At 46.0% G+C, this 12,517-nt stretch carries 10 protein-coding genes; 9 read left to right on the top strand and 1 reads right to left on the bottom strand.

The window, feature by feature from the left end:
• The first annotated feature begins 17 nt into the window (after positions 1-17).
• From MKY54_RS18285 to MKY54_RS18260, 6 genes are read left to right on the top strand one after another with little or no spacing between them, the layout of a single operon-like run.
• Positions 18-1,928, top strand: coding sequence for a nucleoside-diphosphate sugar epimerase/dehydratase (locus MKY54_RS18285; RefSeq protein ID WP_076129747.1), 1,911 nt, complete (start codon positions 18-20; stop codon positions 1,926-1,928).
• Between the two features lie 3 nt (positions 1,929-1,931).
• Entirely contained in the window at positions 1,932-3,050 is a 1,119-nt protein-coding gene (locus MKY54_RS18280; RefSeq protein ID WP_339187455.1) for an LCP family protein, read from the top strand.
• Positions 3,051-3,074: 24 nt separating this feature from the next.
• Positions 3,075-3,701 (top strand): sugar transferase, encoded by a 627-nt coding sequence (locus tag MKY54_RS18275; RefSeq protein ID WP_076129746.1) that lies wholly within the window; start codon positions 3,075-3,077, stop codon positions 3,699-3,701.
• Positions 3,698-4,495 (top strand): GNAT family N-acetyltransferase, encoded by a 798-nt coding sequence (locus MKY54_RS18270; RefSeq protein ID WP_339187453.1) that lies wholly within the window; start codon positions 3,698-3,700, stop codon positions 4,493-4,495. The genes MKY54_RS18275 and MKY54_RS18270 overlap by 4 nt, the downstream gene beginning before the upstream one ends.
• On the top strand, positions 4,488-5,621 hold the full coding sequence (locus MKY54_RS18265) for a GNAT family N-acetyltransferase (RefSeq protein WP_339187450.1): 1,134 nt from the start codon (positions 4,488-4,490) through the stop codon (positions 5,619-5,621). Before MKY54_RS18270 ends, MKY54_RS18265 begins: the two co-directional genes overlap by 8 nt.
• Complete coding sequence (locus MKY54_RS18260) at positions 5,618-6,784, top strand: DegT/DnrJ/EryC1/StrS family aminotransferase (RefSeq protein ID WP_339187447.1); 1,167 nt, start codon at positions 5,618-5,620, stop codon at positions 6,782-6,784. Before MKY54_RS18265 ends, MKY54_RS18260 begins: the two co-directional genes overlap by 4 nt.
• 6 nt (positions 6,785-6,790) lie before the next feature.
• Here MKY54_RS18260 and MKY54_RS18255 read toward each other — a convergent pair whose 3' ends face one another.
• A complete protein-coding gene (locus tag MKY54_RS18255) occupies positions 6,791-8,437 on the bottom strand; it encodes a glycosyl hydrolase family 28-related protein (RefSeq protein ID WP_339187445.1) in 1,647 nt (548 codons plus the stop codon).
• A gap of 101 nt (positions 8,438-8,538) precedes the next feature.
• On the opposite strand from MKY54_RS18255, the gene MKY54_RS18250 reads away from it, so the two are divergent.
• The 3 genes from MKY54_RS18250 (at position 8,539) to MKY54_RS18240 (ending at position 12,459) form a co-directional block, all read left to right on the top strand.
• On the top strand, positions 8,539-9,483 hold the full coding sequence (locus tag MKY54_RS18250; RefSeq protein WP_339187443.1) for an NAD-dependent epimerase/dehydratase family protein: 945 nt from the start codon (positions 8,539-8,541) through the stop codon (positions 9,481-9,483).
• Between the two features lie 27 nt (positions 9,484-9,510).
• A complete protein-coding gene (locus MKY54_RS18245) occupies positions 9,511-10,629 on the top strand; it encodes an acyltransferase family protein (RefSeq protein WP_339187440.1) in 1,119 nt (372 codons plus the stop codon).
• 774 nt (positions 10,630-11,403) lie between these two features.
• Positions 11,404-12,459: an LLM class flavin-dependent oxidoreductase gene (locus MKY54_RS18240; RefSeq protein WP_076129739.1), complete on the top strand. Its 1,056-nt coding sequence runs from the start codon at positions 11,404-11,406 to the stop codon at positions 12,457-12,459.
• The last annotated feature ends 58 nt before the right edge of the window (positions 12,460-12,517 follow it).

The raw sequence follows: 12,517 nt of genomic DNA, 5'->3' as shown, positions 1-12,517 counted from the left end.
TTAGGGAGAAAGAAGTGATGAAAATGCGGATCGTACGTTTAGTCATGTTGGATGCGGGAATTATAGCGGCTTCAGTGTGGCTTGTGTTTTTACTTCGGTTTGATTTTCAAATCCCTGAGCAGTACATGTGGATGCTTCCGTGGGCGATACTCATTCACATAATGGTGTACGCAGCGTTCTCATTTGGATTCAAGGTGTATAACAATATTTGGCGATACACCGGTATAGGTGAGTTATTGCAGCTGCTAAAAGTGAGTGCTTTAACACTCTGCGGAGTGGTCGTTGTCAATGTATCTGCGCATGTATTCGTCCCTTCCTATCGATTGCCGATTTCGATTTATTTTGCAGCGGGTTACGTATTTCTCGGCATTGCCGGCTTACGTTTAGTTAACCGCCTCATCAACGATAGATTCGAAACACTGGGAACAAAGGGTTCATCCGAAGGCAATCTGCTAATTGTTGGGGCGGGAAAAGCAGGCATCCTCGTTACCAAAGATATCAAGCATTCAAGATTTAAATTCATGAACCCAGTTGCCTTCATAGATGATGATATCTCAAAGCGCAAGCTGGAGCTTATGGGGTTGCCGATAGTCGGTAACCGTAACTTCATTCCCCAGGCAGTCGAGGAGCTGGACATTTCGTTCATTATCATCGCTTTGCCTACGGCTCCTCAAAAGGAATTACTGGAGATCATCGAAATCTGCAAATCTACCAAAGCTCAGATCAAGTTAATGCCTAGTATGACCGATATTTTGGACGGGAAAATGGCCATTAACATGATCCGTGAAGTATCCGTAAATGATTTGTTGGGGAGAAGTCCCGTAGAAATTAATACGGAAGAGATTCGTGAGAATCTGGGAAGCGAGTGTATTCTCATCACGGGTGCAGGCGGTTCAATTGGTTCGGAATTATGCCGGCAATTGGCTGCGTATCGTCCGAAGGAAATGCTGCTTTTGGGGCATGGAGAAAATAGCATTTATCTTATTGAACAAGAGTTGCGGCAGTTATATCCCGATCAGATCATTCATCCCATTATAGCGGACATTCAGGATGTATCGCGGATCGATAACGTTTTTCAAAAGTTCCGCCCCTCCATTGTGTATCATGCCGCTGCTCACAAGCATGTTCCTCTTATGGAGATGAATCCAGTAGAGGCAGTTAAAAATAATGTGATCGGCACAAGGAATGTAGCGGAAGCGAGTGCTAAATATGGCGCTAAACGGTTCATCCTCATCTCATCGGATAAGGCGGTTAATCCTACCAGTGTTATGGGGGCCACGAAACGAGCTGCGGAAATGATCATTAATGATCAGAATTCCTTAAGTAAGACGGTTTTTGCCGCTGTACGGTTTGGTAATGTGCTGGGCAGTCGGGGCAGTGTCATTCCGTTATTCAAAAGACAAATCGAAAACGGCGGCCCGGTGACGGTTACACATATGGATATGGTGCGTTACTTCATGACGATACCCGAAGCGGTACAGTTGGTTATTCAAGCAAGTGTGCTGGCACAAGGGGGAGAAGTGTTTGTGCTGGATATGGGTAAGCCAGTTCGTATATACGATCTAGCGAGGGATTTAATCCGCTTGTCGGGTCTCGAGCCTGACAAAGATATTCCCATTGTGGTCACTGGCATTCGTCCTGGAGAAAAATTGTTTGAGGAGCTTTTGACTGAAGAAGAAGGGTTATTGGTCACTAACAACTACCGTATTATGATTAGCCGCCCGCAAAGTGTCTCCAGATCTGAACTGAATTTGGTGTTGGGGGTTCTGGAGAACCTGTGCAAACGGTATGAACTGATGCCAAGCAGTCATCAGATCAAAAAACTGCTAAAGCAGCTAATTCCAAGCTATTCGGGTTTTCAGGAAGAACCGCAGGTGGGCACACATGATCTTGAACGCATTAAATCCGAAGTTCATGCGGGAATCTGACCTATGAAGTCGACTAAGCATTCATGGATGACAAGATTATGGGGCAAGCGCGACAAGGCAATTACTGGTAAACGTTCACGCATGCGGCGGGTGGGACGATACAGCCTGATTGTTATTCTTGTTGTGGTTGTAGTTGGGGGGATCTGGATTGGAGGGATATTGAATCCAGAGCATCGTTTTAATAAGGCGATTCTTAACCCTTTGACGATCCCTAGCTCTAATGTGGTTACGGACAATGAAACGATGGTGCAATCGCTCAGCACACCAGCCCCACAAGCGCAAACGGATGAGCTTACCCTTACAACGTCTACACAGACTCCAACTGCGGTGACATCTCCAACAGACAAGAAAAGCTCATCCTTTAATGTAGTGCTAATTGGAACAGACACTTGGGGCGGAGAAAGCTCGCGGGCAGATACGATCATGGTTGCCCATGTGATGCCGGATCAACGGAAGGCGAATATCGTATCTGTGCCGCGGGACACGCGGGTTTATGTGCAGAACATCGGTTATACCAAGATCAATCATGCACATATCGTTGGTGAAACAAAGGGTGGGAATCAGCAGGGTACGCTGACACTGATTCAAGCCGTTAGTGATTTTATGAATATTCCTATTCATTACTACATCAAGACGAACTTCTCCGGTGTTCGTGATTTCATCGATTCGATCGGCGGGATCGATATGCTGATTGATCAGGATGTGACCATCACTCCGGAGATCACCATCAAGAAAGGTGAGCAGCATCTGGATGGTGCCCACACGCTTTATTTAGCAAGGGAGCGCTACTCGACTCCGGAGGGTGACTTTAGCCGCCAACGGGAGCAATTCAATATCGTTCGGGCTGTAGCCAAAAAGCTATTAAGTCCGGAGCATATTCCTGATCTAGCGGGACTGCTACTGCGTGAAAAGAAAGACATTATTGATACGAGTTTTAGTGACAGTGATTTGATGAGCTTAGCTTGGCTATTCAAGGGAATGGATTCCGCGGATTTTGCTTATGAACAGATTCCTGGCCATAACAGCTCTGCTCTAGATCCGCTCGTCCGAACCAAAGTGTATTATTGGAGTGCAAATCCGGAAGAGGTAAAGTCACTTACAGAACGTCTTTTTACGGAATAAGAGAAAGGCGGGGGAAAGACTACCATGTATCGCCATATGAAGCGGGGCTTCGATTTGGTGGGAGCGATCGTTATGTTAGGTGTGTTTAGTCCGGTCATGGCTGTGGTGGCGTTGCTGCTTCGGATAAAGCTGGGAAGTCCTATTTTGTTCAAGCAGCAACGGCCGGGAATGGGAGAAAGACCCTTCTACATCTACAAGTTCCGAACCATGGCTGAAATGTATGATGCGCAGGGCCAGCCGTTATCGGATGCTCGGCGTTATATCAAATTCGGCGGATTGATTCGAAAGCTGAGTCTGGATGAGCTCCCGCAATTAGTAAATGTTGTGAAGGGAGAAATGAGTCTGATCGGACCAAGACCTTTGCTCATCCGTTACAGCCCGCATTACTCTGAACGGGAGCGGCTGCGATTTACTGTAAGACCCGGAATAACGGGATTGGCGCAGGTATCTGGACGTAATACTTCGGAGTGGAAACAGCGGCTCTCCTATGACGTTACCTATGTTGAGAAGCTGAGCTTTAGATTAGATGCGTTGATCTTATGCAAAACTGTGCTGAAGGTGATCCGCCAAGATGACGTTGTGGCCAATCCGGGTGAGCATAGTTTGCCGCTCGATGAGTACAGAATGAACCAAAAGGAGGGGTCGGCATGAATTTGCGGTTTAGTCCGCTTCAGGAAGATGATATTCACCTTGCATGCCGGCTCTTACAGAGCAACTTGCCAGAGTCGGTCTATAATCAAACCATATTCGCCTGTGGCGGTTATCCCGAATATTTGAAAGCAGCATGTAAATGCGGAAGCCATTCAGCAACACTGCTGATTGGTGCCTATTCTGAAGATCTTCTTATTGGATTCGCTGAATGGCGAAGAATGGAGCAGATGCTGGTTCTGAATAACTTGAATGTGGACGCAGCTTATCGAAAAGACGGCATCGGTGGCAAGCTTATGGCCTACGGGGAGACGTTGGCCCAAAAGGATGGCATTTCGAAGCTGGCACTTGATGTATTTTCGTGGAATGAGCAAGCTCATGCTTGGTATTTGCGGCTTGGTTTTGCAGAGGAAGGCCGGACTTACTGGTATGTAAGAGATTTGGCTCCATCGATTGATAGGGATAGAGAAGCATTGGCGTACATCATAGATGATTATCCGATGGCAGAGGCACATCATCAAAAGTATGGATTCTCTTCTCTTAAGATTAGAACGAAGGAAGAGACTTCAGTTGTGGGCCGGTTAGGTGAACAGTATTATCGTATCCAACTGCAAAGTGGAGGGTGGAGTGGCTGCAATCTTTTGACAGACGTATTAATGGATTTAGACCGGGAGAAAAGGCTATTGTTGCTTTCTTCAGATGCTTATTTGCGTGAGCGAGACCCCGGGCTAATCTTAAGCACTGAAAGTATACGTATGATCAAAATATTGGAGAATCAAGAGGTGTTGTATGAGTAACTTCATCGTGTTAGGCAGCTCTAGTTCAGCGGAATGGGATGCCTATTTGAACCAGTTAGAGACGAAGGATATCTATTTCTCCTCAGCGTTTTTTCGGCTGTTCGAGGATGGAGAGCATCAGCAGGCAGAGCTGTTTGTTTTTAAGCAGGGAGATCAGCTCATAGTTTATCCTTACTTACTTCGCTCCATAAGCCATCTTCCTGCCGTAATCCAACTGGGGCTTGAAGGCGATTGGTACGACATTAGTACACCCTATGGATACGGGGGACCGATATCGAATCTCCCTCCGGGAGCCGAACGAAGTGAGCTGTACCAGCAATTCAGTGAAACGTTCACGGATTACTGTAGAGAGAAAAAGATCATGACCGAGTTTGTAAGATTTCATCCCTTGATTGGCAACGCTACGGAATATCAAAGCGGTCTGACCACCGAATGGAATAGGAATACAATTTATATTGATTTGACTGTGGGTTCGGAGTCAGAGCTTATCCGGCATTATGGCAGCAATCATAAACGGAATATTCATAAATTAAAGTCCGCACCCTTTACGATTCGAAATTCGAATCTGAAGGATCGTATTGAGTCCTTCAGTGAATTGTATTACGGAACACTAAACGATTTACAGGCGGATTCTTTTTATTATTTTCCCAAAAAATTTATAGAAGATACTAGTCATCTACTTGAGGGGAGAGTAGAGCTATTCGAAGCTATGGATGGGGAGAAAACGGTGGCGACCAGCATCGTGTTACATGAACGACCGTGGATGCATTATCACCTATGTGGTTGGGATCGCGCCTATCTGCAGTGGTCACCTACCAAATTGCTAATACACGCAGCAGCCAAGTGGGGGATGGAAAATGGCTTTGAACGCTTTCATCTTGGCGGGGGATATAAGGGGAATGACGACTTATTTCAATTCAAGCATAGATTCGCGACACAACTGGAACCCCTTGACTATTACTTAGGTAAACGAATTTTTTTCCCAGAGTTGTATGAGCGGATCATATCCTTTTGTGACACCAGAATATCAGGAAATTACTTTCCGCTCTATCGGCATCCAGATCTCGATATGATATGTATTCCATCTGAAGAAATCGGGCCAAATGGAGAAAGGAGCTTCGCATGAGCATTCGTCAAACGAGCATTCTGCCACGAATCTTGTTATCCCCGCCGCATATTAGTGGACGTGAGCAGGTCTACATGGAGGAGGCGATACACTCTGGTTGGATTGCTCCTATTGGTCCGCAAGTTGATGCGTTCGAGCGGGAGATGGCCGCCTACACAGGATCAAAGGGTGCACTAGCGTTAAGCTCTGGCACGGCGGCGATTCATCTCGCACTTCGTCTAGCCGGTGTCACACAAGGAGATTACGTGATCTGTTCAACGCTCACGTTCGTTGCTAGCGCCAATCCTATTTTATATTTGGGGGCCACCCCCGTATTTGTCGATTCAGAGCCTGAGACCTGGAACATGTGTCCGCTAGCTTTTCAGCGGGCCTGCCAAGCTTTGAATGACAAAGGGCTGCTGCCAAAAGCGGCTGTTGTCGTCAATTTATACGGACAAAGTGCAGACATGGCGCCCATTGTAGAAATAGCTAACCAATATGGAATTACCTTGATTGAAGATGCTGCCGAATCACTGGGCGCTTTCTACCAAGGCAAGGCCAGCGGAACCTGGGGCCAATTCGGAATCTATTCTTTCAACGGAAATAAGATTATTACGACGTCAGGTGGGGGCATGCTCGTATCCGACGATACCGAAGCCTTAGATCAAGCGCGCTTCTGGTCTACGCAAGCCCGAGACACTGCCCCTCATTATCAACATTCCGAAATGGGATACAACTATCGGTTAAGCAACCTGTTGGCAGCCATAGGACGCGGTCAATTAGAACTGCTTGAAGAGCGAGTAGAGCGTCGCAGATCTATTGGCCGGCGATATAGGGAACGTTTAGGTTCCATACCGGGTCTTCATTTTATGCCGGAAGCGCGCAATTGTCGCAGCACGCACTGGTTGAGTGCGCTGACCATCGATGAAGAAGTGGCGGGGTTCTCTTCACAACAACTCCTGTCATGTCTGGAACAGCACAATATCGAAGCTAGACCTGTATGGAAACCGCTGCATTTACAACCCTTGTTCGAGAGCAATTACTACTATCCTTACAGTGAGGAATACAGTGTATCGGATAAATTATTTTCAACAGGTGTCTGCCTGCCTTCTGGAAGCTCTTTATCGGATGAGGATTTGGAACGTGTCGTTTATGCGATAGAGACATGTAACCAATACCGTTGATTCATCTTATTTAGCCTTCCATCCGCTGGCTGCTGATCCGCTTTCCTTCACATACAAAGTGGCTTGTGCCGTGCCATCCGTTCGCATGGCCAGACTGCCAACTGGGGCGGTTACGACTCCCTCGGGCGAACCCTCTACTATGAACACCGCGGGCAACACTGCCCCGCCAGTGAGGCGAATGGCCCGTTTGAAGTTACCGTAGGTCGAGAACCATTCAGGGAGCGAATATGGATTATACAAGGTTCCTAGTGATGTGCCTTGCATGCCGATTAGTGTTTCGAATTCTAGAATTCGCTTTACCTTCACTGCTCGGGTATCAAACACCGCTACATTATTGAGGCGCAGAGACGGTTTAGCTGCACCGTAAGAAGAGACTAGCACTACCTGATTGGTTCCGCTATTGCGGACGATCATATTGTCGACAGTAGCCATCGCGTCAGACTCCGTTGTGAATAAATGCAAGGTATTGCCCGTTAAATCCTGTGCATCTATCGTCCCCACATAAAGATCTCCTCCGTCGATTCGGACACCACTTGCTAAGGTGGAACCCGAACCGTACATTCCTAAAGAACCGATGTGCAACCTTGGTTTACCTCCGGCAGCATTAAACGCTGCATAGATCGCAGGGCCCCCGATGCCATCGAACTTGGCGCTAGCGATATCAATAAATTGTGAATAGATCGTCTGTAGACCGAAGTTAGCTTTATGATCGGTGGAACGGATAGCCAAATGATTGATTTTCAGCGTCAGTCCATAGGACAGTAAGGCTGGACTTACCGATCCGCTTACACGCATATCTAGTGAACCGATGTCGAGTGTCCAGAGTCTAGCGATAGCATCTGTAAGCCCTGCTGATAGGTCGTTACCGAAACCTATGGTTGTCAAGGAGTCGAATCGCTGATAAAAGCTGCGCGTTCCTTTAAAGACATCGGGTTCAAGATCGAGAGAGTTAGCACCAGTAAAACCAGGCGCGCCACCGCGGCTATTATTCAGAACCGCTCTGTTGACATGAAGCTGGTCTACAAAATGGACCACAAAGTTCTTTCGTCCAGCAGTCTCACAGCGTGCATATCCGATGTGCACATTAACGGAGGGGATTTCTTCTGTCCCCCCAATGAAGATATTATCCCCATAGCAATCGTGAGAGTACACTGACTCTATCGTTATATTTTGCGAAGAAGAAATGAACAAGCCGTGAAGCTGATCGTTGACGGCTGTTTTAACAGTCGATGCACTTCCATCAATTTCAAGGGTGCCCGCGATTGTGATATTTGAGGCATTTAAGATTACTAGAACCCTAGTGTCTGAGGGTGGGTTCGGGGCAAGCACAAGTTTGGAGCCGGCTTCAAAGCTTAAATTCGTTTTGGACGGAATTCGAAGACACCACCAGTCGAGGACGGAGGGGTTACGCATGCGTCCCGAAGATACCTTATATACACCTGGAGGAAAGATTACTACTTTGTTTTTGGCGTTTCCCGCATTGATAGCATTTTGAATCGCTACTGTATCGTCCTTGATACCGTTTCCTACAGCGCCGTACGATCGGACGTTCACATAACCGTTAGTCTCAGGGTCTAATTTAATAGATGTGACCGCACCATCAGAAAGGATGGACGTAGTCACCGAGCTGTCTGGAATAGGGGCAGTAGCCATATACTTCACTCCTTTATCCTTTGATTTTGTATTTTATGTGAATTTTTCGGGGAATGCACGGTACAAAGATCACTCTTAGCGGGCGAAAGGAGTTTTTTATTTTGAAGGTATTGGTAACTGGGGGGTTAGGCTTTATTGGATCCCATGTGGTTGATCGGCTAATAAAAAAGGGCATAGAAACTGTGATTGTAGATAATGTATCCGGAGCCTCCGGTCTGACTTATATGAATCCTGCTGCGGTTCTGTATAAGTACGATATTCGGGATGAGACTTTGCATGAGGTGTTTAACCTTGAAAAGCCAAATGCAGTCATTCATCTGGCTGCACAGATCGACGTCAGAGAATCACAGCGGAACCCGTTATTTGATGCGAATGTGAATATTGTTGGCACGCTGAATGTACTGCGCATGTGCGAGATCCATCAGGTTCAAAAGCTAGTTTATGCCTCGTCGGCAGCGGTTTATGGGAACCCGGAATATTTGAGCATTGATGAGCAGCATCCCTTAAATCCCGAGTCCTGCTATGGTGTATCCAAAAGTGTACCAGAGTCATATATTCGGATGTTTGCCAGCTTACATGGGCTGAAATATACGATTCTGCGTCTCGCTAATGTATATGGGCCAAGGCAAAGTTCGCATGGAGAAGCTGGCGTTGTTTCCGTTTTTCTGGATCGTATAAAGCAAGGGAAGGATCTCGTAATCTATGGGGACGGTGAGCAGACTAGAGATTTCGTCTATGTGGAGGATGTGGCGCAAGCGTTCGTTGACGCGCTTCAGACCGAAGGCAGGGTGAATAATGAGACGATGAATATTAGCTGCGGAATACCAACCTCGATAAATACGATGGTTCGGATGTTAGGGGACATCACGGGTCGGGATTTCCTGACAACCTATGCGGAGCCCCGTCCGGGGGATATTCTCCATAGCTATTTAAACAATCAAAAAGCCCAGGAATTATTGTCTTGGTTCCCTAACCATAACTTTCATACCGGGCTGGAAAAAACAATTACTGACCGCTTAAGTGTAGGAAGCGCAGTAGATTATTAAAAGCACCCATTGAAAGGGGCACTCCGCATGGAACGCAAAATGAACTCGGAAATGTTCGTTCTTCGTAGTGTAGCCTGCTTAAGTATAGCCCTGCTGCATGCTCTTTATCGGGTTTATGACGATGGAAATACACCTTGGGTAGAGTCGGTGGGTTTACTGCTAACGTTTGGCACACCTGTATTCGTATTTATCTCCCAATTCGTGTTGTCATTTGCCTATCCCAATGAAATTCCAGCGAGATTTTGGGAGAAAAGAATCAAGTATATTTTATTGCCTTACTTTTTTTTCGGGACCTTGTATGCAGGACTAAAAGGATTGGAGCTGTCGAGTAGTGACGGCATTCCTTTGCTGCAGGCTTTTTGGTATTACCTCTGGCGTCATTTGCTGATTGGAGATTTCCATGGTTATTTTATACTGATTATCTTTCAGTTTTATGCTTTATTCCTCTGGTTTCAGACGTATGCGAAGCGGCTTAACCCCCGCAATATTCTAATCGTATCGTTCCTTATTAACGTTATCTATTTGGGTTTCTTCAACTTTACTACGCCCGCAGATACGGCAGCCGCCCATTATTTCTGGGATAAAATGTACTGGATTTTCGCACCTGGTTGGATTTTTTACTTTACAGTAGCCTATTACTTGGGACGAAATGAGCTGTGGTTCCGGGAAAAATTAAAAAAGTTCCGCATAGCCGTATACACGCTCCCGGTTCTGACAGGTGCGCTAGTGCTGTTCGTGAATAGTCAAGGCTTGATAACGGCGCATAGCTCCAAAAGAATTGATATGCTTCTATTCGCCTTAAGCATGATTTTGCTGCTCTTCTCCGTGGCATCGAAAATGAAGAAAGTGCCACGTGTGCTGGAATGGAGCAGCAGATATTCTTTTGGCATATACTTGCTTCATCCTTTGCTATTGGCTATATTCGTTAAGCTTCCAGCTTCATTTGGGTTGCAAAACCTTGGACTATTTAGTGTTCTGCTGCAATTTGTCGGTTGTGTGGTAGGCTCGGCACTTATAATGAATTTAGCGAATCGAATTCCTGGCGGAGCGTATGTATTCGGTCGGATCGGCGTTGGGATAAACCCAAGCAAACCACCGAAATCGCTGGATAAGCCGATAACTCCGAATATTGGGAATGCAAACTAGCTTGGATTTGACCGGCCGCTAATCGTCTGTTTAGGTGATTAGTGGTCTTTTTTGTTTTTGTATTATTGCGATTACTTCGCTATTACATTGCTATTACATTGCTATTACATCGCTATTACATCGCACTAGCAGCATCCTCTCAATTCTCATTAAAAAAGCAAAATAGTTGTAAGAAGTACAATTAAGCTCTTATGCTCGCAGCTTTGAGGCAGTTTAATTGTATATTTTACAACTATTATTTTAGATTCCCGCCATATTGAGGCAATTGCTCGTATTTAAGTGTATAGAGTGCAACTAAATCCACAAAGGCTACCTTCAAAGCGTATATAGTTGCACAAAATACAATTAAACAAACTTCGTCGTTACCTCGCATAGCTGCACTCTGGCACATTGGCGGTAAAGTCCCAGTATAATTGTTGTATTATGGTCAGTTCACACGAGGTCTTGTTTGTTCGGACCGTATTGCAGCTATTTTCACTTTTTAGTTCATTTTGCGATAGTTTCGGACTGTATTGCGCTTATTTCCATAAAAACACACATTATGGAAGCTACTTTGCACGAATAGCTGCATCTAAGTCCGATAATTTAGCAAAATGAATGAAATTATTAAATTAACGGCTCCTCAGTCCGATCTATAGTGAGGGGGATCTAATTAGATGAACTTCGATTATAGTCGAAGGGACCTAAATTAGTTAGTATAATTAGGTAGTCCCTTTATGGTTTTTTACATCTAGAGAATAATGCATCGTGCAGAATATTAGGAGGAAATGAATAGTGGAACTTGGAGTAAGCACATTTGTCGAGACCACACCTGATGTCCAAACGGGTGAGACAATAAGTCATGCAGAACGACTACGTGAAGTAGTGGAGGAAATTGTACTTGCCGAAGAGGTGGGATTAGATGTATACGGAGTAGGTGAGCATCATCGGCATGATTATGCGGCGTCTTCACCTGCGGTTGTACTGGCTGCGGCTGCTTCGTTGACTACTAAGATCCGGTTGAGCAGTGCTGTAATGATCCTGTCTTCAGCCGATCCGGTGCGTGTGTTTCAGGACTTTGCAACGCTGGACGGAATTTCAAACGGACGTGCGGAGATTATGATCGGCCGGGGTTCGTTTACAGAGTCTTTTCCTCTATTCGGATATGATCTGAAGGATTATGAAGAACTGTTTAATGAGAAGCTGGAATTGTTATTAGCCATCCAAAAGTCAGAAAAAGTGACCTGGAAAGGCAAACACCGAGCAGCTATAGAAAATTTGGGGATTTACCCGCGTCCGGTTCAAGATCCTTTACCGATTTGGATCGGGAGTGCAGGAAGTCCAGAGTCTGCGATCCGCACAGGATCACTAGGTTTGCCTTTTGTTTTAGCGATTATAGGGAATGTTCTACCACTGGATTATGCGTCACATGTACAGCTTTACAAAAAAGCAGCAGCTGAAGCCGGGCATGATATTTCAAAATTTCCAATCGCTTCGCATTCACACGGGTTTATAGCGGAGACTAATCAGTTAGCGCTGGAGAAATTTTTTCCTTCAACGCATGCCCGGACCAATGTGCGGGCGAAGGAAAAAGGAACACCTCCGTACCATCGTGCAGATTATGATGCGGCGTGCAGCTTAGAGGGCGCCCTTTACGTAGGTGATCCAGAAACTGTCGCTAATAAAATCATTCATCTGCGCAAGCATGTGGGAATTACGCGATTCTTTTTACATGTGCCGCACGGCACGATGCCTCATGAGGATGTTATGCAGGCGATTAGACTGCTGGGCACCGAAGTGGCCCCACGTGTGCGGGAAGAAGTAGCGCGCTGGGAAGCAAGTAATCGGTAATTTAGTAAGCTGCGTCCTTAGGACGTGGCTTTTTTTGTAAGGTATACTGAAGAAATGA

Source organism: Paenibacillus sp. FSL P2-0121 (assembly GCF_037975345.1).
In the GTDB taxonomy this organism is placed as follows: Bacteria; Bacillota; Bacilli; order Paenibacillales; family Paenibacillaceae; genus Paenibacillus_AQ; species Paenibacillus_AQ odorifer.
The sequence above is the reverse complement of the archived record's forward strand: the minus strand, read 5'-3'. Positions and strand labels throughout refer to the sequence as shown.